This window comes from Pantoea sp. BAV 3049 (genome assembly GCF_009765445.1).
GTDB lineage: Bacteria > Pseudomonadota > Gammaproteobacteria > Enterobacterales > Enterobacteriaceae > Erwinia.
In genome coordinates this window covers 2,439,561-2,463,760 of the sequence record NZ_WHOY01000031.1, presented here as the reverse complement: position 1 = coordinate 2,463,760, position 24,200 = coordinate 2,439,561, and the positions used below count along the sequence as shown (strand labels likewise).

The following is a 24,200-nucleotide window of genomic DNA, read 5'->3' as shown; positions in this document are numbered from 1 at the left end:
TGCATTTTATGAAATTTAAGACGGCGATTTTCTTTGCAACCATGGTCAGCTCAGTCCTGCCTTCTCTGGCTGCCAGTGCGGCTGAGGATTCACTGGAATTAATCAAGCCAGGCGTTTTACAGGTTGCCACCGAAGGGACCGATCCGCCTTACAGCATGCGCATGCCGGACGGGAAACTGGACGGGCTGGAGATCCGCGTGATGAAAGAAGTGGCGAGCCGTCTGCACTTGCAGTATCAGCCGGTGATCACCAAATGGGACTCCATCCTGATTGGCGTGCAGGCAAACCAGTTCGACATGAGCAGCGCGGCAATGGATATTACCCCGGAGCGCCAGAAGGCAATTGTGTTTTCTGACGGCTGGATTGAGTCAGGCGGCCGCATCATTATTCCAAAAGATTCGGCGATCAAATCCGCGCAGGATTTAAAAGGTAAACGTATTGGTGCTCAGGTGTCATCCACCTATGCCAAACTGGCCGTTGACCATGGCGCGACCTTAAAAAACTATGTTGATGTCACTGCCGCTGTGCAGGATATGGTGAACGGCAATATTGATGGCGTAATCAATGACTCTATCGGCAATGCCTATCTGATTAAGGATATGCACCTGCCGTTTACCCAGACGCCAGATTATGTCAGCCAGATCCAGAAAGGATTTGCCTTCAAAAAAGGCAAGCCACACCTGGTCGCGGCGATCAATAAGGCGCTGGCCGACATGAAAGCGGACGGTACTTACGCCAAACTGGTGACGCCAATCGTTGGCTTCAACCCGGCACCTAAAGATCCGGTACGGACTTTGCCGCAATAAAGCAGCCTGCGCAGCGCGACCGCGCGGTTAGCTAATCGATCGAAACTTGCAGACAGCGGGGAGCACACTCCCGCTGTCTGTCACTAATTTGTGGGCGCAGAGGATGATATGAACGATAAATACAGCTCTGATGAAAACGATCGTAATTTAAGCCGGAAAGCGTATGACACTATCCTGCAGATGATTATTAATCGGGAATTGCCCATCAACTCGGTGTTACAGGAACGCAAACTGGCCGAACTGCTGGATATTTCGCGCACTCCGGTTCGCAATGCGCTGACCCGGCTGGAAAACGAAGGTTTTATTGTCCGCAATGGTGGCAGAACCCCGGTGGTGAAAGAGTTCTCCATTCAGGAGCTGGTCGAGACGCTGCACATCCGGCGCACGCTTGAAGGCGAAGCCGCCAGGCTGGCTGCCGGACGGGTGCCAGCCGCAATGCTGGATGAGATTGAAGCAGAGATTAACGCCCTGCTGGCTCATGAGATCCCGGACCCCAATGAGGACTGGGCGGTCGATGCCCGCCTGCACGATGCTATCGCTCACTACAGCGGTAACCAGCTGTTAAAAGAGTATATTCAGGCTTTGCGGCTGAAAACCCGCATGTTTAATTCACGCCAGGTGCCGGAACGCTTTGTCATCGGCCATAACGAGCATCTTGCGATCATTGCCGCTCTGCGGGAAAACCAGCCAGCAGAAGCTCAGCGTCTGCTGGTTGTGCATATTGATAATGTGCGCGAGAGCATCATCAAACGCTTCAGTTCGTTTTAACCGTCCCGTGCCACAAGGTAAAGTCAGTCGCTACATGCGTGTTTAACATCACACATCCTGAAGAGAGTACGCCAGCGTTCATATCAAATGAGCCGATAAAAGTGCACTCTTTTGAGAAAATGGGCCGGGGTATCGGTTTACGCTGCTGATGTTGTGCAGTTCTCAGAGGAATAAAAATGGGCGTTCAGGAAAATACGATAAGCATTATCAGGGAATTAGAGAAAAACGCGCTGCAGATCGATAATGCTCAGGCGCAGGAGTTGATCGCGCAGATACGTAATGCGCAGCGAATCTTTCTGCAGGGTGCCGGACGCAGCGGTATTGCCATCCGCGCTTTTGCTAACCGTTTATTGCATCTGGGATTCTCCGTCAGCGTGGTGGGGGAAATTTCGTCCCCCCATAGCAGACCGGGAGATTTGTTAATTATCGGTTCCGGCAGTGGCGAAACCTCCAGCCTGAAAAGTCTGGCACAAAAAGCAGTGGAAAGTGGGGTCGACGTGGCACTGATCACCCTGAAAAAAGAGTCCACGATTGGCAAACTGGCCAAAAGCGTGCTCGTTTTGCCGGGTACGGTAAAAACGGAAAACAACCACAACCAGGGTCAGTTCTCTCAGCCAATGGGGTCAGCCTTCGAGCAGCTCTGCTTTATCACTTATGATGCGATAGTGCTTGAGCTGATGGCACAGTTGGGGGAAACCAGCGAAAACATGTTTACACGCCATGCTGATTTTGAATAACAATGCAGAGCGCTACTCCGTAAGCGCTCTGCATGCTGGCTGAAGCAACTGCCCCTCGGCCATAAGTGTGCTTCAGAAAAACGCTTCAGTTCGTTTTAGTCAGCACGTTCCACACCGCAAGGTTCAGTAACTGCACGGATTTTGCCAGATCGGGCAGCTCCATCGCCTCATGGGGATTGTGGCTGCCGTTCTGATTCCGCACAAACAGCATGGCAGCCGGCACCCCGCTGGCAGCAAACATCGCGCTGTCATGCCCCGCGCCGCTGGGCATCGCGAGTACCGGAATTGCTAAGGTTTCTGCGGCCAGCTGCAACTCAGCCTTCAACCCGGCGTCCATCCCGGCGGCACTGCTGCTGCTCTGTTCACCTGGCGTGATGGTCACGCCATAGCGTTTTTCCAGCCTGACAATGCACTCCGCCAGACAGCGATCCATCTCAAGCAGGCTTTCGCGGCTTTCGGAACGAAAATCCAGGCAGAAGTCCACCTCTCCGCTGACTTTGCTCATATCCGCAGCGACGGCATCGGTAAAGAAGCGGCCACAGGTGAAGGTCAGCCGGTGCCCCTGACGCTCCAGCTGCTGCCATTTACGCTGTAGCAGCGCGATCAGCGTGGCCGTTGCCACCACTGCATCCTGCCGCCACAAACGTGGCGTGGCACCCGAATGTGCATAGCTGCCGCGTGTTTTGGCAAAACGGTAACGCAGGCTGCCACAGATGCCGCTGACAATCCCGACGGCGATCTCCTGCTCTTCCAGCTGCGGCCCCTGTTCAATATGAATTTCAAAAAAGGCCCGGATATTTTCAGGACGGTAAAGCGCCTGCTGCTGCGCCACGCTTCCCGGATCGCCCCCGCACTGGCTGATATGTTCCGCCAGGGTCAGGCCGGTATCGCGTCTCCTGGCATGAAGATCGTTTTCCGTCAGTAGCCCCAGAGCCGCCTTGCTGCCGACGTAAGAGACCGGGAACCAGGCACTCTCTTCCGCACGGATGGCGAGCACGATAATATCAACCGGCGGCTGCAGGTTGGCGGCCCGCCAGCCGGAGACAATCGACAACCCGGCCAGCACGCCGATAGCTCCGTCGAAGTTACCGCCGTTTGGCACCGAGTCGAGATGCGAACCAATCATCAGCGGTTTCTGCTGGCGATCTTTCCCCGGCAGAATCATGAACATATTCAGCGCAGCATCTTTTTTGATTCCCAGCCCGAGCTTCAGCGCCAGTTCCTCCACCAGCTGATGAGCTTTCTGCTCCCCGGCGCCGTAAGAGTCACGGGTGATACCGGTGCCATCAAAGCTGTGCTCTTTTAAGACGGTCAGCATCTGCTCACACAGGGCATAATCAGGTTCAGGACAGCCTGAAGGCGTATTCATTGCAGCGTCTCCAGCACAGAAACAATGTTTTCGCAGGCGGTGAAAACGTCCTGATCCGCCAGGCTGAAGGTCAGCCGCAAATGGCCCGGCAGGCCAAACGCGCTGCCGGGAACGGTGGCAACGCCAGCATGCTCCAGCAGGTAGCTTGCGAGCTGTAAATCGCTTTGTAACTGCTGGCCGTCAGCAGTCGCACGGTTTAAGGCTTTCTGGCAGTCGACAAACAGATAGAAAGCCCCGGCAGGCGCTGCAATATGCAGACAGGAAGAACGCTGCAGTCGTGCCACCGCACCCTCGCGGCGGTGACGCAAAATCTCGCACCACTGCGGCAGAAAATCGCGATCGCCGTTCAGTGCGGTCAGCGCCGCCATCTGGCTGACGGAACTGGGATTGGAGGTGCTCTGTCCCTGCAGCGTGGTCATCGCATCAATCAGGCTTTGCGGCCCTGCGGCATAGCCAATGCGCCAGCCGGTCATGGCATAGCTTTTGGAGACACCATTCAGCGTCAGCGTGCGCGCAAACAGCTCAGGCACGGCCTCAGCGAAAGAGATAAATTCCCGGTCCCAGCAGAGGTACTCATAGATTTCATCGGACAGGATCAGCACCTGCGGCCATTGCTGCAACGCCTTCGCGAGTGCCTGATACTCTTCCCTGCTGTACACCGCGCCGGAAGGATTGCCCGGCGAGTTAAGGATCAGCCAGCGCGTATTCCCGTTAATGTGCTGTTTCAGGCTCTCTGCGGTGAGTTTAAAATCTGTATTACTCGTCGCGGGAACGATCACCGGCGTGCCCCCGGCAATTTTCACCATATCCGGATAGGAAACCCAGTATGGTGCCGGGATCAGCACCTCATCGCCGGGATCGATCGTTGCCAGAAAGGCATTGAAAATAAGCTGCTTGGCTCCGGTGCCGACGATCACTTCACCGGGTTGATAAGTCAGTTTGTTATCGGTCAGCAGCTTGCGGCAGACGGCCTCTTTCAGCGCGGGCAGACCAGCCACGTTAGTATAGCGTGTTGCGCCTGCATGGATAGCCTCCACGGCGCCGGCACAGATGGCGGCAGGCGTGTCAAAATCCAGCTCGCCCGAAGCCATATTGATGATCTTTCTGCCCTGTTGCTGCAAGACCCTGGCGCGTTGTGCAATGGCCACGGTCATTGAGGTGCTGACCTGCTGCATTCGTGATGAGAGCTTTAGTGCTGATGCCTGAGACGTCATGCGGATTCCTTAACCTGCTGTGAGAAAATGACGGGAATCCTGACAACATACAAATGGCATACCAAAAGTATGCGGACGAAAAATTTCTTATTATCCAACTGATTTGAATAATTTTTTCTGTCCTGACTTCCTTCAGCGGTTAGAAAAGAAAAGTGATGCTGCCGCACAGTGCACGGTATGGGTGCTGGCTGTGCGAACTTTGTGCGCGTCGGCAGGTTAGATAAATCCCGCGCTGGCAAGGCGGGCTTAAGGACATTCCCGCGCGACGCTATTCCATTCTCGCATCGCGCAATCGCCAGGCGCTCAGCGCCGAGAACAGCGCCATAAATATCATGTAGCCCGTCACCCAACCATAGCCTTTACCGCTCACCAGCAGTGCGGTCGCAATCATCGGCGATAACCCACCACCGAGAATCGGACCAATCTGCTGCACCAGCGATAAGCCGCTGTAGCGCACGCGCGCCGGAAACAGTGAGGAGAAAAACGCGCCCTGTGCACCAAAGGTGCTGCCATGCCCGATAGCCAGGCCCAGCGCGATAGCCAGATAAATCAGTGGTAGCTGCCCACTCGCCAGCATCAGCATAAATGGCCAGGCAAGCAGCGCCTGGGCGATCATGCCGCCGACATAGACACGTTTTTTACCGAAACGGTCCGCCATGCGGCCAAACAGCGGCAAAGTGAAGCACTCCAGCAGACAGGCCAGCAGAATACCGTACAGGATGATCTGACTTTTCATCCCCAGCACATTCACGCAGTAGCTGATGGCAAATACCGCGTAAATATTGAACAGTCCGCTTTCGGCAATCTTCGCACCGATACCAAACAGGACGTCATGTGTGTGGTGACGCAGCGCCTCCAGCACCGGCACTTTAGCCTGTCTGCCTTCGCGCTTCATTCGCCTGAAGGCCGGAGTTTCCTCGATCTGGCTGCGAATAAACATTCCGATGCCTAACAGCACCACGCTGAGCAGGAACGGCACGCGCCAGCCCCAGCTGAGGAAATCGGCTTCATCAAGTGACATATTCAGCAGCGTGATAAATATGATCGGTAGCAGAAATCCTGCCGGAACACCGATGTGTACCAGCGAACTGTAGAAGCCTCGCCGTTCCGGTGGCGCGTGCTCCACTACCATGGTCATCCCGCCACCATATTCACCGCCGATGCCAATACCCTGCAGGCAGCGCAGCACCACCAGCGAAACGGGTGCCCAGACGCCAATCTGCGCGTAAGGCGGGATCAGGCCAATCAGGAAAGTGCCCAATCCCATAATGATTAGCGTCATCATCAGCGCGAACTTGCGACCAATGCGATCGCCAAAATGGCCGAACAGCACGCCGCCAAGCGGACGTGCGCAGTAACCGACAAAATAAGTAGCAAACGCGGCCAGCGATCCCACCAGCGGGGACTCGTCAGGGAAGAAGATTTTGTTAAACACCAGCGCTGTAGCAGTGGTGTAGAGCGTGAAGTCATAATATTCAATGATGGTGCCCATCACGCTGGCGGTAACGATTTTGCGCATTTCACCGCGTGAAGCGGTATGGGTGACCGCCGTGCTGGCGGTAAATTCCTGTGAGTGCATGGTGAACTCCCGACGTCAGGTTAAAGGGTAGTCGAGGCGGCAAGCTGAGACGATCGCTTCAAGGTGTCACTCCTGAATGATCAGACCGGCAGACGATGGCGAAGTGCCAGGCCATACATGCCAGCCGATATCAATGCCATAAATCCTGCCAGCATTAACGCCGGTACAAATCCGCCAAAATGATCCACAACTATCCCGGTGACCACGGGCGCAAAAGCCCCGCCAAGAAAGCCGCCAAAGTTCTGAATACTGCCCACCGACGCCACCCACTTTTTGGTGGTTACCGCTTCAGCGGCCAGCGTCCAGTAGTTGCCCGAAGAGAGACTGTAGGTAAACATGCCCAGGGTCAGCATCGTGACTGCCAGTGGAGCACTGTCAGCCAGCGCGGTAACAAACATAGCGCCCGCCGTGAGCAGCGCCGCACCGGCAATGGTGTAGCGACGTGCGTTAAAAGGATCGAAACCTTTCATCACCAGCCGGTCGGAAAAACGCCCACCAACCAGTACCGCCACGCCGCCCGCGATATAGGGCAGCGCCGACAGCCAGCCTGCGCGGCTCAGCGTAATACCCTGAGCCTGTTGCAGATACGTTGGCAGCCAGCCGATGTAAAACCAGAACACATATTGCAGGCAGAAGCCGCCGGTCACCATGTACCAGATGGAGGCATGCTTAAACAGCCCTCCCCACTCGCGCACGGTCACGCGAGGATCATTTCCGTCCTGCTGCGCGGTAGCCTGGCCTTCACGGATGTAGCGCAGTTCATCCTTATCCAGCCACGGATGGTGTTCCGGCTCGCGGTAGATCACCAGCCAGCCCGTGAGCGCCACAAAGCCAGTCACGCCCATAATGATAAACATCGCAGGCCAGCCAAACGCCGCCATCAACAGCGTGGAGAGCGGAGGAGCCAGTGCCAGCCCCACCTGCGTGGCGGCAATATAGGCGCTGGTGGCTGCCGCTTTTTCGCGATCCGGAAACCAGGTATCAGTGGCTTTCAGCGCCCCGGGAAACAGCGGCGCTTCGCTGACGCCAAGGGCAATGCGCAGACCAATAAAGGTGCCGACGTTACGCGCAAAGCCGGTCAACACTGCCACCAGTGACCACAACCCCGCCGCCAGCGCCAGCAGCACTTTGACGCCAAAGCGGTCAACCGCCCAGCCGGTCGGCAGGTTCATGATGGCGTAGGGCCAGACAAATGCTGACAGGATCACCCCCATCATCGAATGACTGATGCCGAGTTCCTGCATAATCTGTGGTGCAGCCACGGACAGATTGCCGCGATCGAGGTAGTTAGTAATGGTTAACAGAATAATGATGCCAATGATCGCCCAGCGGAGGTGGTGTTTTGGCCGCACCACTTCGCGAGGTAGTTCCCTTGATGCTGACGCAGCCTCGCGCTGCGTGGTTTCGAGTCCTGGAGAGTGGTCAAATTTCATCTTTCTGCACCTCCGCCATGCCCGTTTCAGGCGGGTCATGGCGTGATTTTTTATCATGTCCCACAGCGACGCAGTGAGAAAATCAGCGCATTAAACGGTCGAACGCCACTTTAATATTGGCCTTGAGCGCCTCACTCACCGGCTGCATTGGGGGGCGCGGCTGATAAAGTGGTACGCCCTGCAGGCTCTGAATATATTTGACGCAAGCTGGCAAATTGTCGTGTGGCAGCTGGCTCCACAACTCGCTCAGGCGGAAGTGGATATCACGCGCCGTGGCGCGGTCATTCTCCTCAACCGCTTTGAACAGTCTGCTCACCACAGAGGGAACCGCACTGGTCAGCGCCGAGATAGCCCCCTGGCAACCGATAGCAAACCCCGGATAGAGCAGCGCATCAACGCCGCTGACAATGATTTTCTCCGGGCAACGCAGCAGCAAATCGGAGACCGACTTCAGATCGCCACCGCTCTGTTTCATCCCCACCACGCCCGGCACCTCTTCCATAATCCGTGTCATCAGATCCAGGCTGAGATAATTCCAGGGGATCACGTTATAAATCAGAATCGGTATCTGCGTGGCATCATAGATTTCGCGGAAGTGGCGAACCGTGGCGTCGTCATCCGGCTTGAAAAGGTAATGCACCGGCGTGACCTGCAGCGCATCCGGCTTCATTCCTTCCAGCATTTTCACGCGGGCAATGGCCTGGCGCGTGCTGTTGACAATCAGCCCTGCGACAAACGGCACCCGCCCATTATTAGCTTCCCAGGCTTCATGCATCGCCTGGCGAAACTCTTCATCCGACAGCGTATGGCCTTCCCCGGTGCTACCGCCCACCACAATCGCGCTGGCACCGGAATGAATGATGAAGTCGATCTGCTCTTTAAGGCCGCCGCGAACCAGCTCGCCCGCGGCATTAAATGGCATGGTAATGGGTGGCAAAACACCGCGCAGTTTGGTTTTTAACTCTCTGGCCTGGCTTGCAATGTGCTGACTCATTTTCTGCTCCTGTCTGTGAAGATGATGATGAAAGCGATAACCTCTCGCACCCATCAATTAATGTGAGATTAATATGAAATATTCAACATTCAATCTCTTAATGTGGAATTAAGATCACATAGCATTACCAATAACTTCACAAAAAAACACATCAAACAAGCCGGAATAGGCACCTAATTTACTGATAATACATGCGTTATCGTGTTGCTTCGTTTTTATCACTTTCAGGACAATGAGAAACCAGCAGGTTTATCATGCTTTACAAAACGGATTATGGTTAATACATTAATATGTATATCCCACAATATGAGATTTGATTGCATGACAGCAGAGGATTGAGTGGCATACCGATAAAAAAACGCTATTCTGACGCAGGCGTCTCAGTATAAGAGAAGACATGATCAACTACTGCGCGCTGAGCGTGTGCCTGGTGCACGCTTCTCTGTAGCTGATTTTGAGGTGGGTATGAGTACAAACGGCGGAACCGACGCTGACAAACTGAATCAGGCATCGATCAAGAGTCTGACCAAAGTAATGCAAATTCTGGAGTGCTTTTCGCAGCGTGAGGCCAATCTGACCCCGGCGGAAATCGCTGCCCGCACCGGATTACCCCGCGCCACCACGCATCGTCTGGTGTCATCATTGCGCGATATTGGCCTGCTGGAGCAGAACGGCAAGCGCGAGACTTACAAGCTGGGGATGAAACTGTTCCAGCTCGGCAACCTGGTGATCCAGAATCTGGATCTGGACAGCCATGCGCGCCCCTATGCCGCACAGTTGCAGCTGATCACTGGCGAAAGCACACACATGTGCATATTCGATGGCGCGCAGATGGCATTTGTTGAGCGGCAGGAGATCAGCAGCACTGGTAACACCACCATCACCCGTATTGAGGCGGCGCTGGTGCACTGTACCAGCGTGGGCAAAGCGTTTCTTGCCTGGCAATCACCGCAGCTGATCCACAAAATTATTGCCGATTCACTGCCGCAACGCACTGCCTACACCATTACCGAGGGTGAAGCGCTGGAAGCTGAGCTGGCACGCATCCGCGAAAAAGGCTATGCGCTGGATCTGCAGGAAAACGAACTGAACGTACACTGCATCGGCGCGCCGGTGCGGGCAGCTAACGGCCAGGTGTTTGCCGCTATCAGCGTATCGGGCGCGGCTGAGCGTCTTCCTCTGGTCCGACTTGAAGGCCTTTCCAGCCTGGTGATGGAGATGGCAAATAAAATCTCGCTGGAACTGGGTTGGAATCACTGAAGGAGAGAAAACCATGAGACTGAGCGGAAAACTGATCATTGGCGCACAGCGGGAATGCGGCGGTGCGCAGGCTTTTCAGGCCATCGATCCGCAGCAGGATTGCACGCTTGAACCGGTGTTTTATGAGGCAAATGCTTCACAGATCGATGCTGCCTGTCAGCTGGCCGCGGAGGCATTTATCGCTTACAGCCAGTGTGAGCTGGCGCAGCGTGCACGCTTCCTGCGTCAGATCGGTGAAAACATCCTGGCGCTCGGCGATACCCTGATTGAGCGCGCGATGCAGGAAACGGCTCTGCCGCGTGGGCGGATCGAAGGTGAGCGCGGACGCACTATCGGACAGCTCAATATGTTTGCCGATGTGGTGGAGAACGGCGCGTTTCAGGGAGTGATTATCGAAAGCGCACTGCCCGACCGTAAACCACTTCCACGGCCAGATCTGCGTCAACGGCTGGTTGCGCTTGGCCCGGTGGCGGTCTTTGGCGCGAGCAACTTCCCGCTGGCTTTTTCAGTGGCAGGCGGTGATACGGCCTCGGCGCTGGCCGCGGGGTGCCCGGTGGTGGTGAAAGCGCATCCGGCACACCCCGGCACCAGTGAACTCGTGGCCTGTGCGATAGCGGAAGCCGTGGCACAGTGCGGGCTGCCGGAAGGGGTCTTCTCGCTGCTGCATGGCTCATCAACCCAGAGCGGCAGTGCGCTGGTAAACCATCCGGCGATCTGCGCCGCAGGCTTTACCGGCTCACGCGCGGGTGGTCTGGCACTGTTGCAACTCGTGCAGCAACGTCCGGTACCGATCCCGTTCTATGCCGAGATGAGCAGCATCAATCCCCTGCTGTTGCTGCCCGGCGCGTTGCAGCAGCGAGCCGCTGCCCTGGCGCAGGGTTTTGTTGATTCGCTGACGCTCGGCTGTGGTCAGTTCTGTACCAATCCCGGCCTCGTCTTCGCCCTCGACGGCCCGGACTTCGACCAGTTTATACAGCACGCCTGCGAAGCTCTCCGCCTGAAATCGAGTGCCACCATGCTGACGCCGGCAATCGCTCAGGCCTGTGAGCAACATTCTGCGGCGCTGGCAACGCTGCATGGCGTGGACAGCCTGGCGTGTGGCCTGCAAAAAACCGGGAAAAACCAGGGACAGCCACAATTGTTCATCGCCAGCGCGGGGGATTTTATCAATGAACCCCGCATGCAAAACGAGGTATTTGGTCCGGTGTCGCTGCTGGTTCGCTGTGCCAGCCAGCAAGAGCTGCTGACTGTGCTGCAGGTGTTGCAGGGACAACTGACGATTACGCTTCAGCTGGAAGCGTCGGATTATCCGCTGGCGGCAGAACTGTTACCTCTGCTGGAGCAGCGCGCCGGACGCCTGCTCGCCAACGGCTTCCCGACCGGTGTGGACGTCGGCTACGCCATGGTGCATGGCGGCCCCTATCCTGCCACCAGCGATGCCCGTACCACCTCAGTGGGTGCAACGGCAATTCAGCGTTTCCTGCGCCCGGTCTGCTATCAGGATTTGCCTGCCGCGTTATTACCGCAATCTTTGCAAAATTAAACCGTTGACTGCTGGCATCCCTGATTGGCGCGTTTTAATGTAAGGGTTTTACATTCAACGGGAAACTTAACCATGCGCATTCTGGTAGTCGGGGCCGGTGCAACCGGCGGGTATTTCGGCGCGCGCCTGGCGCAGGCCGGACGTGATGTGACGTTTCTGGTTCGCGAGCGTCGTTATCTACAGCTTCAGCAACATGGTCTGGTTCTGAAAACGCCGGACGGACGTGAAGTGATTCAGCCGCAGCTGGCACAGGCGGGAACACTTTGCGGCCATTTCGATCTGATTATCCTGACGGTGAAAAGCTTCGGCCTGCAGCAGGCCATGGAAGATATTGCACCGGCCGTCGGTCCTGACACGCTAATCATGCCAATCCTCAATGGGATGCGTCACACCGATACATTGCGCGCGCGTTTCGGCGAGAAAGTGATTGGCGGGCTTTGCAAAATCAACGCCACGCTGGGTGAAAATGGCGAAGTGGAACAGATGACGCCGCTGCATATTCTTTATTACGGCGCGCTGGATGGCAACAATGATGCGCGGCTGCAACGCCTTGACGAAACGCTGAAGGTGGCTCAGTTCGATACGGTATTTACCGACAATATCATCAGCGAACTGTGGGAAAAGTGGCTGCTGCTGAGCACCCTTGGCGCAGTCTGCTGCATCGCGCGCGGCAATACCCAGCAGGTTCTGAATTCACAGGGAGGCGAAGCACTGCTGCAAGGCATCTTTGCTGAGGTGCTGGCGGTGATTAGCGCAGACGGTTATCAGGTACGTCCGGCGGTGACGGCGAAGATCTATCAGACGCTGAATAATCCACAGATGGCGATGACCTCCTCAATGTTCCGGGATTTAACCCAGGGTTATGAGATTGAGGCGGATCAGGTGATTGGCGATTTGTTGGTGCGTGGCGCGCGTAATGGTGTGATCACTCCGTTGCTGAATGCGGTCTGCGTCAATTTGCAGGTGTATTTAGTGAATCGTACAGCCTGTTGACTTATTCTGTTAAAAGAATACATTTCAGGACATGAAGAAAATACTTATCATCGTGCCGGATGGCGGAATGCTGTTCGAATCTGCCGGTATTGCCGACATTCTGATGCAGGCTAACCGGCTGCTTGCGGAAGAGTCAGAACTGCCTTGTTACAGTGTCACTCTCGCCACCACGCAGCAGCACCAGGTGATCCACGGCCAGTCCGGCTTAAATCTGCTTGCCGATCATCGGCTTAACGAGTTGGATCCCCGTCAGCCTCTGGACACAATTATTATCACGGGCCGGGGCCAGAATGAGCAGGAAGGCACGGCCGTTGTCGACTGGTTACGCCTCGCCGCTCCCCATGCCCGGCGCATCGCTTCTGTATGCGGCGGCGCGATGCTGCTGGCACAAAGCGGGCTTCTGGATGGAAGGCGAGCGACCACGCACTGGAGACTGCTGGAGACCCTGCAGGCGGCGTATCCTGAAGTGAATGTCGAAGGCGGCCCCCTGTATATTCAGGATGGACAGGTCTGGACCTCCGGTGGCGTCAGCGCCGGGTTCGACCTGACGCTGGCCCTGGTTGAAGAGGATTATGGCTTCAGGCTCGCACGCGATATCGCGCAGGATATGGTGATGTACCTTCGTCGACCTGGCGGTCAGCTGCAGTTCAGCCGCTATAACCCCAGCCAGGCTGGTGGCTCCGGTCGGTTCAGCTCTTTGCTGACGTGGATTGCCGAAAATCTGACTGCCGATCTCTGCGTTGAAAATCTGGCCGAAAAAGTCACCATGAGTCCCCGCAATTTTACCCGCGTCTTTACCCGTGAAACCGGAGCTTCTCCGGCCCGCTATGTTAACGAAACCCGTCTTGCCGCAGCCAGACAGCGTCTGGAGCAAACCAACGAGACGCTGGACAGAATCGCCGAACTGACAGGGTTTGGCAGCAGTATTAACCTGCGTCGCCTCTTTGAAAAACAGCTCCACCTGACGCCAGGGGAATATCGTCAGCGCTTTCACTGTCGCAAAATGGCGTAAAGTGATCCTTTTTTGTCGTTTACGCCATGCAGCCAGAGATTTATGGTAACCCCCAGACACGACAAATCAGGAGTTCATCATGGTCAGGATCGGTATTAATGGTTTCGGCAGGATAGGACGTAATGTCCTTCGCGCCGCGCTAGGCAACCCGGATATCCGGATTGTGGCAATCAACGATTTGACGGACAGCAAAACGCTGGCTCATCTGCTTAAGTATGACTCTCTGTCAGGCACGCTTCCGGTCTCCGTGGATGCAGCGGACGGACAGCTGCGGGTCGATGGTCAGGTGATTAAAGTGTTCAGCGAACGCGATCCGGCGCGCATTACATGGCGTGATGTCGAGGCAGATATCGTTATTGAGGCTACAGGTTTCTTTACCGAACGCCAACAAGCGGCGGTGCATATTGAGAGCGGGGGGGCAAAACGAGTCATCATCTCTGCACCGGGCAAAAATGACGATTTGACGGTGGTGATAGGCGTTAACCATGAGTTGTACGACCCGCAAAAACACACTGTCGTCAGTAATGGCAGCTGCACCACCAACGGCCTTGCTCCTGCCGCGCAAGTATTGCACCAGCATTTCGGCATCAGACACGGTCTGATGAATACTACCCACGCTTACACCAACAGCCAGGCACTGCACGACCAGCCAGAAAAAGATTTACGCGGGGCAAGAGCCGCTGCGCTGTCAATTGTTCCCTACTCCAGCGGAGCGGCCAAAGCACTCGGCAAGGTGATCCCCGAACTTGATGGCCGGCTGACAGGGTATTCACTGCGCGTGCCGGTACCGGTGGTATCGGTAGTCGATCTCACCGTGACGCTTGAGCGGGATGTTACGCCAGAAGAAGTCAATGATGCGTTCCGTCAGGCTGCAGCTTCAGGTCCGTTAAAAGGGATCCTCGGCTACAGCGACGAACCGCTGGTCTCCAGCGATTACCAGGGTGATCCGCGTTCTTCCATCATTGATGGGCTGTCGACGTTGGTTATCGGCGGCAATATGGTCAAAATCCTTGCCTGGTACGACAACGAATGGGGCTTCTCAAACCGTCTGGTCGATCTGGCCCTGCTGATGGCTCAGCGCGAACGGTAATCACGCCCCTGAACAAACACCCGGCGGGACCGGGTGTTCTGAGCGACTTCGCGATATGGATGCATTGCTTAATATCTCTGAGAAGCAGCGTGATGGTGAATTAAAAACTGATCTGTACGATTCAGCACGCGCTTACCTCCGCATTTCCGATAAATTTAATGAACGCCCTTAAGCCCCACGCCTTCCCTTAACCCACTCCTGTACTTCAACGACAAAACTGTCAGGGGCCTTGCGGTACATCTTCCGGGCCAGATCGAGGATGGTGTGCCTGGCCAGTTCCTCTTCCATTCGCTGCTGTGCGCTGTCCATCACTGAACGGACGCCGCAGGGACCGTCGCAGGCCCAGGCGGGTGGCGTTTCATCGAAGACCGCCAGCCGCTGGCGTATTTCACGGCATTCGAACATCGCTTTCGGGCCATCAATAGCCTGCACAATATCCAGCACGCTGATCTGTTCGCTGCCGCGCGCCAGACGGAAGCCGCCGCCCTTCCCTTCACTGCTGATCACCAGTCCGGCACGGGATAGCCGCGTGAAAATTTTGGCCAGATAGTCATAGGGGACGCCCTGCAACTCCGCCATTTCGCGCACGCTCATCTCATGGGCATCCCCTTTCGCATCAACCATGCACATCAGGCTGTGGATGCCGTACTCCACCCCGGAACTGTAAAAAGACATCTGTAACTCCGCATTATTTATTCGTAGCCAGTATACATGGATCGCTTGCGACAGTTAACTACGACAAGTATAGTGGCAGTTATTAAAGACACAACAGAAAGAAGGGATTAAAGTTGAGCAAAAATATTCTGATCGTTGGCAGCGGCTTTGCCGGAATGTGGGCAGCCATCAGCGCCGCTCGCCTGGCCGATCTTCACCAGGATAAAGAGGTCACGGTCACCGTACTGGCTCCGCAACCGGAATTGCGGGTCCGTCCGCGCTTTTATGAAAATAACGCCGCCTCTTTTGTTTCTCCACTGAGCCTGCTGTTTGCTGAACTGGGGATTAAATTCATCAAAGGTAGCGCGGAACGAATTGACGCTAATGAAAAAATCGTCTGGTACCGTGATGACAGGAACACCAGTACCGTTGCCGCATACGATAAGTTAATCCTGGCTACCGGCAGTCACACTCAGCATGCCCCTGTTGCAGGGCTGAAAGAACATGCATTCGATATCGATCAGCTGGAATCGGCGCAGATCTTCGACCAGCATCTCGCTTCCCTGCCCCTGAAACCTTCCAGCGAGGCACGTAATACGGTGGTGATCTGTGGCGGTGGCTTCACCGGCATTGAGCTGGCAACCGAGCTACCCTCCCGTTTGCAACCGCTGCTGGGCAAGCATACAAAGACTAAAATTATCGTAGTTGATCGGGGGCCGGTGATTGGCGGTCGCTACAGTGAGGAGTTGCGTAAAGTCATCGCGCAGGCTTCGGAAGAACTGGGGGTGGAATGGCGGCTGAACACGGAAATCGAAGCTGTTGATAACACGGGCGTGACGTTGAAAGACGGCAGCCATATTCCGGCATTGACGGTGGTCTGGACGGCTGGTGTGCAGGCAAACAAGCTGGGCGCACAGCTGACCGCAGAGCGGGATGGTCAGGGACGTCTGATGGTGAATGATGATCTACAGGTGCCGGGCTGCCCTGATATTTATGCTACCGGCGATATGGCTCACGCCAGAACCGATGAGGCTGGCAACAAGGCGCTGATGACCTGCCAGCATGCGATCCAGCTGGGCAAATTTGCCGGAAATAATGCCGCCGCCAGCGTAATGAACGTCGCACCGCTGCCCTATCGCCAGTTGAATTATGTGACCTGTCTGGATCTGGGAGCCTGGGGCGCAGTCTATACTGAAGGCTGGGCTCAGCAGGTAAAATCCGTTCGCGAAGAAGCCAAAAAAATTAAAATTGCCATCACCAATGAGCTGATCTATCCGCCCGCAGCCGACCGTCAGGTCGCTTTTGCGGCTGCCGATCCGCTGGCGAAGTTCGTCTGATTCACAGGCTGGCTGACGCTTAAATCGACCTCATCAGTGATTTAAATTTGGTGCGGATTGAAAACAGGTGACTTCAGAGGTCATCTGGACGGTCTGTCTCAGCAGTCAGACCCTTTTTAGCTGAAATTACTAAGTACATCGTAATTCAGCTCCATCTCCTCATATAGACCATCAAAAGTGAAGCAACTGATGGTTTTCAGATCTACCTGAGTTCTGTTTACCCGATCTTCAAAGCGTTCCCGGCAGTCAGCTTTATTCAGAAAATCATCACGCCCAATAATCAAACCGCCAGAATAAATAATCTTTCTGGAACCAAACTCAGCCTGCATATTTTGTGAGTCAGTATTATTTTTCAGATGCAGTAACCAATCAATCACCTGACCATGGCCGCATTCAAAGCGGGATGACCACGGATAAACAGATGTTTTTTTATTCAGTTTGGTTTTGAAGACAGAGTCCGCTTCAGCGTTTTCAAACTCAATAAAACCAAAATATTTTTGGCTGGCATCAGAAACAACAAAGTCAGCGCGATATTTATTCAGAACCGGCAACTCACTGTTATACCTGGCAGGCGATTTTACACCAACCATATAGCCCATTAACAAAATAAGCTGCGGTCTGTGCCTGAAAAAATCCAGCAATGTGGTTTCGTCTATCGCTTTGTTAATTCTTAATAAATCTCTGAATTCATCCAGTTGTAGGCGGCAGGCAACATTATTCAACTTACCGGAATGTAATATAATCATTTTTCAGTTCTCATCACTCCAGGTAAGTCTCTGACATTTACAATATCAACAACGGTAATGACCTTCTCATTAATCCGATAAATCAAACGGTAACTTTCATCCACTCTGAGCATAAAAAGTTCAAAGTTGCTTTTCATTTTTATCGACTGAAAGGATAACCCCCCCCTTCCTGAATCGATTCTAATTTCTGCTCGACTTTTTTTACTAAGTTTTTGGGGAGTGTTCTTAACGTTGTCGCTGCTTTTTGACTCAGTTTTATCTCGGCTGTCATGTTTTACGCTTTTATAATTAAATAAAAACAATATTTGATTAAAAACTTGAATGGATCAAGCGATATTAACCTGATTTTTCAGCAAAACAATCCACGCCAGGGCGTGGATTGTTTGCTCTTCCGGCAGCGTCTCATACTACCTTTACCGACCGCGAGAGAAAGCAGCGGCATTCCGTCCGGCGAGGATACCGAAGATAATAATGTCCGCCACGGCATTCCCGCCGATACGGTTAGCGCCATGGATCCCACCGACCACTTCGCCAGCCGCCCAGGCTCCCGGGATCACCTGTTTCTGCGCATCCAGCACGTGGGTTTCCGGGTTAATGGTCACACCGCCCATGGTGTGGTGAACACCCGGTGCTACGCGAATCGCGTAGAACGGCGCTGCTTTCAGCGGATGGCGCAGCGCTGTTTTACGGCCGAAGTCTTCATCATCCTGCTTCTCAACAAAGAGATTATAACGCTCCAGCGTCGCCAGCAGCGCATGGGAATCCATGTTCAGCTTAACGGCCAGCTCCAGAGGTGATGGTGCGCTTATCACAAAGCCTTTAGCGATATATTCGTCAGCCGCTTTATTATTGCGCCGTACCTCTTCGTCGAAAATGATCCAGGCGCTTTTTTCTGGCAGCGCGATAATCTCGGCGGAGACTTTGTCACGGGTCTCCATCTCGTTATAGAACCGCTTACCCGCCTGGCTGACCAGTATCGCCCCGCCGCCGCGAATGGCTTCAGAGATCAGGTAGGACGTGGTCTGCTCGACGGTCGGGTGGATCTGGATTTCGCCCATATCCACCGTATCCGCGCCAATTTTCTGCAACATGGCGATCCCGCTACCGGTAGCGCCCTTGTGGTTGGTGGTGACAAAGCCATCCAGCTCAGGGCGGTATTTCACCACCATCTCACGGTTGGCGCTGAAGCCACCGGTGGCGACAATCACGCTTTTCGCATTCAGAATGCGGCTGTCGTTATATTCATCGACCACTTTCACCCCGGCCACCGCACCATTTTCAAACAGGATCTCGGCGACCGAGGTTTCCAGCAGCACTTCGATCTCACGCTTGTTGATGTTTTTCACCAGGCCGCTGATCAGGAAGCCACCTACCGCAGAGCGATCGGCCGGACGGTGGGTACGATCGATGCTCATGCCGCCGGTGATGGTGATGTCGTTCAGTTCAATGCCTTTAGCATCCAGCCATTCAACCGCTTCCGGGGCCAGCTCTACAAACTCCCTGAGCAGCACCGGATTGTTTTTATTTTTGCCACCCTTCAGCGTCTCGTTGTAGAACAGCTCTTTGTTGTCCTCGATGCCTTTCAGCTTCTGGAAACGGGTTTCGGCCGCATTCATTCCCACTGAAGCCTTGATGGTATTGCCGCCAATGGTTGGCATTTTCTCGATGATCGCTACATGGGCGCCTTCATCATGCGCCTGAATAGCGGCTGCCAGACCGGCACCACCACTGCCGATCACCACAACATCGTAATTTTGCGGTGCCTGAGGGTTCCCCCCCTCCTCGATAACGTGCTCTTTGCTGGAGGTAGCCAGCGCGCGGGAAACCGCTTTTTTCAGCGCCTCGCTCTGCGTTGTGGCACCGGTAATGGCATCCACATGCGGGCTGTTCGCCACCAGTATGCGCGTACGCAGGCTCTCAAAGGTGGTGGTGAAATCTACGTCCAGCGTATCGTCCGGCACCAGCATGATGTCGGTTATACGGTCGGTGTCCAGCGTGACGTTGATCTTCAGCTTCAGCGCCTCGGCTTCCACTTTCTCCTGATAAACCCCGGCTTTGTATTTACGGCCGCTGGCGCTCATATCACGGATCATCGCATCCACCAGCGAGAAGCGCCACAGAGGTTCAGGGATGGAAAGCTCTTCACGCTTGTTGCTGTCGATAAACAGCTCAAGATGGTCGTTGTTGATAATGCGGTCGGCCCAGTCAGGGTAAGCGATGCAGGCTTTACCAATGGCGACCAAATCAAAGCCGTGCTCCAGTGCGCTTTCCGCATCAGCTTTATTTAGCACGCCACCTACGCCAATCACCGGGACTTTTGCCAGCACAGGCGAACGCATCTCAATAAATTTGGTGATCAGCGGCGTCGGATCGCGGATATCGACGATGGAAGGACGAAGCAGCTGGCCAACGGAGAAATGCACGTAGTCCAGACCGCGGGCGGCAAGTTTCTCCAGCAGATACATCGTGTCGTCAAAACGGATGCCGGGAATTTCCAGCTCTTCCGGTGAAAAACGGTAACCGATGATGAAGGAGTCATGAGCAAAGCGATCCTTCATTTTATGGGTGATGTCCAGCACGGCGAGCGGGAAGCTGGCGCGCTTGTCGCGGCTGCCGCCCCACTGGTCATCACGCTGGTTAGAGTTGGGCGAATAGAATTGCTGGATCAGATAGGTGTTAGCGCCGTGGATTTCCACACCGTCGAACCCGGCTTTGATGGCGCGGTTAACCGCATCACCAAATTTGGTTATCATCACCTCAACGTCTTCTCCGCTCAGCGCCTGAGGCGTGGTGGCCCCTTCACGCGGAGCGGCAATGGCGCTCGGCGCGACGGGAGTTCTGCCGCCAATCAGCTCAGGCTCCACCATTCTGCCACCGTGATAAATCTGCAGGATCGCTTTGGAGCCCTGAGACTTGATGGCATCGGCAATTCTGGTCAGACCGGCGATTTTATTGTCGCTGTCAATGGCGATAGCACCGGGAAAAGCCGGGCCTTTGGGATCGATAAAACAGCATTCAACGATCACTGTGCCTATGCTGCCAGCACGGACGCGATAGTACTCGACAAGTTCACTGGTTACCGTACCGTCGTAGAACCCCGTGCAGGTGGTCATGGGTGCCATCAACAGGCGGTTTTTTAATACCGCTCCATTTGGCAGAGTGAGAGGATTAAGAACCGGGGTGAGCGTATTCATTATGATCTACTCCAGTATTGAATAGTTTTGAACTCTCTTATGGACGCATTATTTCCCGCTGTTTAAACCGCCCGATTTCCTGTGATTATTCCCAATAATACTTTTTAGCCGTCGGTACTGTTTTGGGAGATAAACTTGCGATGAACAGGATTGGTAATTAACTGATAATCAGAAGATTCCATCCTGAATTGTTAACCAAAGGTTTCCAAAAATCAACTTTCGGTTAACGCCAAAATTAACCAGATGTAAATCATAGAGTTACAGACAAGATTTGGCTTTTGGATCAAGATGTTCTACAGTCAAGGGATTGGGACGGCTTCAGGGTTGAAATTGCTCAGGTTTTACCGCCAGAATGGCGAAAGTTCAGTCGATCGGAGCCAGTAAAAACTTTCCCCTTAAAAGCATAATTACGGTGCCATCACATTATTCTCAGCAGAATGTCATTATATTTCCGTTGCGACTCATTAATTTCTTTAATGAATAAAAGGCCACTCTTAAACAGAAATAAAATCAACGTATATAAGCAGTCTGAGTTATAAGGGCTTCAGCGCACTCTCATCAACTTGTCATAAAACTATGGAACCTACTTCAGTTATGAGCGAACCCAATAAAGCTGCTCCTGCGCCAGCGGGACAAAAGAAACGTCTGATCATGCTGTTCATGCCGATTGTGGTGGCGGTGCTGCTGCTGTTGGTTCCGGTGCCTGCTGGCCTGGAACCTTATGCCTGGCACTTCTTTGCTATTTTCGTCGGGGTGATTGTCGGGTTGATCTTCGAACCGCTGCCCGGCGCGGTAATCGGGCTGACCGGCGTGGTGGTGATTGCCCTGTTCAGCCAGTGGCTGCTGTTCAGCCCGGCGGAAATCGCCAACCCGAAATTTAAAATGCCCACTGAGGCTTTTAAATGGGCTGTAAGTGGTTTTGGCAACTCCACGGTCTGGCTCATCTTCGGGGCCTTTATGTTTGCCGCCGGGTATGACAAAACTCAGTTTGGCCGCCGACTGGCGCTGATCCTGGTGAAATATCTCGGTCGGCGCAGCCTCACGCTGGGCTATGCCATCACCTTTGCCGACCTGCTGCTGGCTCCGTTCACTCCCTCCAACACCGCGCGCAGCGGAGGCACTATCTACCCGATAATCGCTAACCTGCCGCCGCTGTATGGCTCCAAACCCAACGATCCGAGCGCGCGCAAAATCGGCTCTTATCTGATGTGGGTAGCCATCACCGCAGCCTGTATCACCAGCTCAATGTTTTTATCGGCGCTGGCACCTAACCTGCTGGCTCTGGCGTTGGTGAAAAGCATTATCGGTTTTGAAATCTCCTGGGGAACCTGGTTCCTGGCCTTCCTGCCGCTCGGCGTGCTGCTGATCCTGACCATGCCGCTGCTGGCTTACTGGTTCTACCCGCCAGAAGTCAAGGTTAACGATGAGGTGCCCCGCTGGGCGACCAGCGAGCTGGAGAAGCTCGGCAAGCTGTCGCGCAATGAGATCCTGCTGCTGGTGTTTGTCTGCTCGGCGCTGCTGATGTGGATTTTTGCCGCCGCATGGATTGAACCGGCGATGGCAGCAATGCTGGTGGTGGTGCTGATGTTGTGGACCGGCGTGCTGAACTGGAACGATATCACCAGCAATAAACCCGCGTGGAATACCTTCGCCTGGTTCGCCACTCTGGTGGCACTCGCCGATGGTCTGGCCCGCGTTGGCTTTATCGCCTGGCTGGGCAAAGAAGGCAGCCAGCTGCTACAGGGATATGATCCGCAGGTCTCGGCAGTGGTGCTGCTGATCGCCTTCTTCCTGCTGCACTATCTGTTTGCCAGTACCACCGCACATACCACCGCGCTGCTGCCCGCCACGCTGACTATCGCCGCCTCAATCCCGGGGATCAATATGCCGGTGTTCTGTCTGATGATGGTCACCTCACTGGGCGTGATGGGCATTATCACCCCTTACGGTACCGGCCCCAGCCCAATCTATTACGGCAGTGGTTATCTGCCGACGAAAGATTACTGGCGGCTGGGCACAATCTTCGGGGCAATCTTCCTCGGCGGTATGATGTTGATTGCTTATCCATGGATGGTGATGATGTTCTGATCCTCCCTGCATCCCGGTGGTGTCTGCCGGGATGCGCACCTGTTACTCTTCCTCATCATCAAGCTGCAGGATTAGCGAATAACGTGCCAGATCCTGCTTAATCCGGTGCTCAATTTTTCCCCGCAGCACCAGCGAATACGGATTTTTCTCCAACTGACGCAGCAACTCCTCCAGCGGGACCAGATCGTTCAGCGGCTGCTGAATGGTGATCAGCCTTGCCTTGAGTTCAGGCACCGACATCACCTGAGTACGCTGAAACTCGGGAGAATCCAGCTCGGCATTCAGACGCTGCAGTCTGAACTGCGCCGTTTGCCACAGCTGCATCTGTTCCGGCGGCAAGGCTGTGGCAACCATCGCCTCCTTCCAGTTCTCGTCATGCTTACCCTGCTCCGGCGTTATCTGCTGTGCCAGCATCGCAATTTGCTGCGCCTTTCCGGGTTCCGGCTGCATCAGTTCATAGCCCCAGAGTGTCATTGATCCGAACAACGCCATCACCAACATTCCGGCAAAGAAGGCGCGGCTGCGCTCCCAGAAACTGAAGCTGACGCTGAGGGCGGAGCTGGTTAAATCACGCGGGACATAAATCAGCGGGGTAAAATCCTGCCCATAGCGGTTCGATGGGATCTGCCCACCATTGGCCTCACCTGATTCAGATTGCGAAATGGCAAGCGTGGCTGACTGCTGCGGGATCTGGACGCGGTTGACCACACTGCTGACCTGAACTTTCAACCGGTCAAGCTGCGACAAATGTTTCTGCGCCAGTTTCTCCAGCGTCTCAATATTCTGATCGAGTTGGGTTTCAAGACGCTGCAACAGCGGTAGATCGTCGGAAGTCAGCTTCAGCGAGAGCAAAACATGCTGCAGTCCGGTGCTCAGCCAGGTAATGATTGCCAGACGGGCCGGAAGCGGATTGGGCCACAGCGTGGCCCACTGATACTTCATCATCGCGGTGGCAATTTCTAATCCTTCGCACAACCCTGCCAGTCCGGCCCGCCAGGCACGGGCCAGCGTGTACCAGGCCACGCTTTGCAGATCCATCCCGTTGAGCCGAAACAGCGAAATGCACAATTGCTCCACGCGAAGCCAGTCAATATCGCCGCGCCCTGTCTGGCTCAGTTTTCCCGTCTCAACGCGCAGCGCGATAAACTCCGGCAATGCACGTGGGTCGCCACCAGTGTGCAGGATATTCTGTGTGGGTTTATTCATGAGTCAGCTTCCCTGTTGCCTGAAAAGTCCGTGTCCTTTGATGCTGCAATTATCGACTGCCACCAGCAAACAGATACATTGTTAATCTGTTTGATTAGTAAATGTCTTATTTAAGTGTGCGCTTAACAGAAAATAGGATTATTTCTATTTGCCGATATAAGAATGAAAAGAGCAATC

Annotated in this window: 19 protein-coding genes; 10 read left to right on the top strand and 9 right to left on the bottom strand. The window is 54.5% G+C overall.

Annotation, left to right across the window (positions count from 1 at the left end):
• The first annotated feature begins 8 nt into the window (after positions 1 to 8).
• From GSQ70_RS12445 to hxlB, 3 genes are all read left to right on the top strand, one after another.
• Complete coding sequence (locus tag GSQ70_RS12445) at positions 9 to 806, top strand: transporter substrate-binding domain-containing protein (RefSeq protein ID WP_158782836.1); 798 nt, start codon at positions 9 to 11, stop codon at positions 804 to 806.
• 108 nt (positions 807 to 914) lie between these two features.
• Positions 915 to 1,574, top strand: a complete 660-nt coding sequence (locus GSQ70_RS12440) for a GntR family transcriptional regulator (RefSeq protein ID WP_158782835.1) — start codon at positions 915 to 917, stop codon at positions 1,572 to 1,574.
• A gap of 176 nt (positions 1,575 to 1,750) precedes the next feature.
• Positions 1,751 to 2,311, top strand: a complete 561-nt coding sequence (gene hxlB, locus GSQ70_RS12435) for a 6-phospho-3-hexuloisomerase (protein ID WP_158782834.1) — start codon at positions 1,751 to 1,753, stop codon at positions 2,309 to 2,311.
• An 85-nt stretch (positions 2,312 to 2,396) separates the two neighbouring features.
• On the opposite strand, the gene GSQ70_RS12430 is transcribed toward hxlB, so the two are convergent.
• The 5 genes from GSQ70_RS12430 to GSQ70_RS12410 all read right to left on the bottom strand — a co-directional run bounded on the left by GSQ70_RS12430 (position 2,397) and on the right by GSQ70_RS12410 (position 8,900).
• Positions 2,397 to 3,680, bottom strand: a complete 1,284-nt coding sequence (locus GSQ70_RS12430; RefSeq protein WP_158782833.1) for a Zn-dependent hydrolase — start codon at positions 3,678 to 3,680, stop codon at positions 2,397 to 2,399.
• Positions 3,677 to 4,894, bottom strand: coding sequence for a pyridoxal phosphate-dependent aminotransferase (locus tag GSQ70_RS12425; RefSeq protein WP_158782832.1), 1,218 nt, complete (start codon positions 4,892 to 4,894; stop codon positions 3,677 to 3,679). The genes GSQ70_RS12430 and GSQ70_RS12425 overlap by 4 nt, the downstream gene beginning before the upstream one ends.
• Before the next feature lie 268 nt (positions 4,895 to 5,162).
• The gene (locus GSQ70_RS12420; RefSeq protein WP_158782831.1) at positions 5,163 to 6,473 is read right to left on the bottom strand and encodes an MFS transporter; all 1,311 of its coding nucleotides are present in this window, start codon (positions 6,471 to 6,473) and stop codon (positions 5,163 to 5,165) included.
• A gap of 80 nt (positions 6,474 to 6,553) precedes the next feature.
• Positions 6,554 to 7,906, bottom strand: coding sequence for an MFS transporter (locus tag GSQ70_RS12415; protein ID WP_158782830.1), 1,353 nt, complete (start codon positions 7,904 to 7,906; stop codon positions 6,554 to 6,556).
• Positions 7,907 to 7,988: 82 nt separating this feature from the next.
• Entirely contained in the window at positions 7,989 to 8,900 is a 912-nt protein-coding gene (locus GSQ70_RS12410; RefSeq protein ID WP_158782829.1) for a dihydrodipicolinate synthase family protein, read from the bottom strand.
• A gap of 465 nt (positions 8,901 to 9,365) precedes the next feature.
• Here GSQ70_RS12410 and GSQ70_RS12405 point away from each other — a divergent pair, with 465 nt between their 5' ends.
• The 5 genes from GSQ70_RS12405 to gap all read left to right on the top strand — a co-directional run bounded on the left by GSQ70_RS12405 (position 9,366) and on the right by gap (position 14,798).
• Positions 9,366 to 10,160 (top strand): IclR family transcriptional regulator, encoded by a 795-nt coding sequence (locus tag GSQ70_RS12405; protein ID WP_158782828.1) that lies wholly within the window; start codon positions 9,366 to 9,368, stop codon positions 10,158 to 10,160.
• A 13-nt stretch (positions 10,161 to 10,173) separates the two neighbouring features.
• Positions 10,174 to 11,703: an aldehyde dehydrogenase (NADP(+)) gene (locus GSQ70_RS12400; RefSeq protein ID WP_158782827.1), complete on the top strand. Its 1,530-nt coding sequence runs from the start codon at positions 10,174 to 10,176 to the stop codon at positions 11,701 to 11,703.
• 72 nt (positions 11,704 to 11,775) lie between these two features.
• On the top strand, positions 11,776 to 12,696 hold the full coding sequence (locus GSQ70_RS12395) for a ketopantoate reductase family protein (RefSeq protein WP_158782826.1): 921 nt from the start codon (positions 11,776 to 11,778) through the stop codon (positions 12,694 to 12,696).
• 31 nt (positions 12,697 to 12,727) lie between these two features.
• On the top strand, positions 12,728 to 13,708 hold the full coding sequence (locus GSQ70_RS12390; RefSeq protein WP_158782825.1) for a GlxA family transcriptional regulator: 981 nt from the start codon (positions 12,728 to 12,730) through the stop codon (positions 13,706 to 13,708).
• 79 nt (positions 13,709 to 13,787) lie between these two features.
• Positions 13,788 to 14,798 (top strand): type I glyceraldehyde-3-phosphate dehydrogenase, encoded by a 1,011-nt coding sequence (gene gap / locus GSQ70_RS12385; RefSeq protein ID WP_158782824.1) that lies wholly within the window; start codon positions 13,788 to 13,790, stop codon positions 14,796 to 14,798.
• A 168-nt stretch (positions 14,799 to 14,966) separates the two neighbouring features.
• Here gap and GSQ70_RS12380 read toward each other — a convergent pair whose 3' ends face one another.
• Positions 14,967 to 15,473: an Rrf2 family transcriptional regulator gene (locus GSQ70_RS12380; RefSeq protein WP_158782823.1), complete on the bottom strand. Its 507-nt coding sequence runs from the start codon at positions 15,471 to 15,473 to the stop codon at positions 14,967 to 14,969.
• Positions 15,474 to 15,586: 113 nt separating this feature from the next.
• On the opposite strand from GSQ70_RS12380, the gene GSQ70_RS12375 reads away from it, so the two are divergent.
• Positions 15,587 to 16,789 (top strand): NAD(P)/FAD-dependent oxidoreductase, encoded by a 1,203-nt coding sequence (locus GSQ70_RS12375; protein WP_158782822.1) that lies wholly within the window; start codon positions 15,587 to 15,589, stop codon positions 16,787 to 16,789.
• Between the two features lie 116 nt (positions 16,790 to 16,905).
• On the opposite strand, the gene GSQ70_RS12370 is transcribed toward GSQ70_RS12375, so the two are convergent.
• Complete coding sequence (locus GSQ70_RS12370; RefSeq protein WP_158782821.1) at positions 16,906 to 17,535, bottom strand: Shedu anti-phage system protein SduA domain-containing protein; 630 nt, start codon at positions 17,533 to 17,535, stop codon at positions 16,906 to 16,908.
• Positions 17,536 to 17,948: 413 nt separating this feature from the next.
• The gene (locus tag GSQ70_RS12365) at positions 17,949 to 20,729 is read right to left on the bottom strand and encodes a flavocytochrome c (protein ID WP_158782820.1); all 2,781 of its coding nucleotides are present in this window, start codon (positions 20,727 to 20,729) and stop codon (positions 17,949 to 17,951) included.
• A 576-nt stretch (positions 20,730 to 21,305) separates the two neighbouring features.
• On the opposite strand from GSQ70_RS12365, the gene GSQ70_RS12360 reads away from it, so the two are divergent.
• Positions 21,306 to 22,817 carry an anion permease gene (locus tag GSQ70_RS12360; protein ID WP_158782819.1) on the top strand — a complete coding sequence of 504 codons (1,512 nt, stop codon included), beginning with the start codon at positions 21,306 to 21,308 and terminating at the stop codon, positions 22,815 to 22,817.
• 42 nt (positions 22,818 to 22,859) lie between these two features.
• Here the strand turns inward: GSQ70_RS12360 and GSQ70_RS12355 are convergent, their stop codons facing one another.
• Complete coding sequence (locus GSQ70_RS12355; RefSeq protein WP_158782818.1) at positions 22,860 to 24,023, bottom strand: type VI secretion system ImpA family N-terminal domain-containing protein; 1,164 nt, start codon at positions 24,021 to 24,023, stop codon at positions 22,860 to 22,862.
• Between the last annotated feature and the right edge of the window lie 177 nt (positions 24,024 to 24,200).

What these genes read in the sequence shown, in the direction of transcription:
- GSQ70_RS12445 (WP_158782836.1), top strand. Translation starts at nt 9, where the DNA reads ATGAAATTTAAGACGGCGATTTTCTTTGCAACCATGGTCAGCTCAGTC.
- GSQ70_RS12440 (WP_158782835.1), top strand. Translation starts at nt 915, where the DNA reads ATGAACGATAAATACAGCTCTGATGAAAACGATCGTAATTTAAGCCGG.
- hxlB (WP_158782834.1), top strand. Translation starts at nt 1,751, where the DNA reads ATGGGCGTTCAGGAAAATACGATAAGCATTATCAGGGAATTAGAGAAA.
- GSQ70_RS12430 (WP_158782833.1), bottom strand. Translation starts at nt 3,680, where the DNA reads ATGAATACGCCTTCAGGCTGTCCTGAACCTGATTATGCCCTGTGTGAG.
- GSQ70_RS12425 (WP_158782832.1), bottom strand. Translation starts at nt 4,894, where the DNA reads ATGACGTCTCAGGCATCAGCACTAAAGCTCTCATCACGAATGCAGCAG.
- GSQ70_RS12420 (WP_158782831.1), bottom strand. Translation starts at nt 6,473, where the DNA reads ATGCACTCACAGGAATTTACCGCCAGCACGGCGGTCACCCATACCGCT.
- GSQ70_RS12415 (WP_158782830.1), bottom strand. Translation starts at nt 7,906, where the DNA reads ATGAAATTTGACCACTCTCCAGGACTCGAAACCACGCAGCGCGAGGCT.
- GSQ70_RS12410 (WP_158782829.1), bottom strand. Translation starts at nt 8,900, where the DNA reads ATGAGTCAGCACATTGCAAGCCAGGCCAGAGAGTTAAAAACCAAACTG.
- GSQ70_RS12405 (WP_158782828.1), top strand. Translation starts at nt 9,366, where the DNA reads ATGAGTACAAACGGCGGAACCGACGCTGACAAACTGAATCAGGCATCG.
- GSQ70_RS12400 (WP_158782827.1), top strand. Translation starts at nt 10,174, where the DNA reads ATGAGACTGAGCGGAAAACTGATCATTGGCGCACAGCGGGAATGCGGC.
- GSQ70_RS12395 (WP_158782826.1), top strand. Translation starts at nt 11,776, where the DNA reads ATGCGCATTCTGGTAGTCGGGGCCGGTGCAACCGGCGGGTATTTCGGC.
- GSQ70_RS12390 (WP_158782825.1), top strand. Translation starts at nt 12,728, where the DNA reads ATGAAGAAAATACTTATCATCGTGCCGGATGGCGGAATGCTGTTCGAA.
- gap (WP_158782824.1), top strand. Translation starts at nt 13,788, where the DNA reads ATGGTCAGGATCGGTATTAATGGTTTCGGCAGGATAGGACGTAATGTC.
- GSQ70_RS12380 (WP_158782823.1), bottom strand. Translation starts at nt 15,473, where the DNA reads ATGTCTTTTTACAGTTCCGGGGTGGAGTACGGCATCCACAGCCTGATG.
- GSQ70_RS12370 (WP_158782821.1), bottom strand. Translation starts at nt 17,535, where the DNA reads ATGATTATATTACATTCCGGTAAGTTGAATAATGTTGCCTGCCGCCTA.
- GSQ70_RS12365 (WP_158782820.1), bottom strand. Translation starts at nt 20,729, where the DNA reads ATGAATACGCTCACCCCGGTTCTTAATCCTCTCACTCTGCCAAATGGA.
- GSQ70_RS12360 (WP_158782819.1), top strand. Translation starts at nt 21,306, where the DNA reads ATGGAACCTACTTCAGTTATGAGCGAACCCAATAAAGCTGCTCCTGCG.
- GSQ70_RS12355 (WP_158782818.1), bottom strand. Translation starts at nt 24,023, where the DNA reads ATGAATAAACCCACACAGAATATCCTGCACACTGGTGGCGACCCACGT.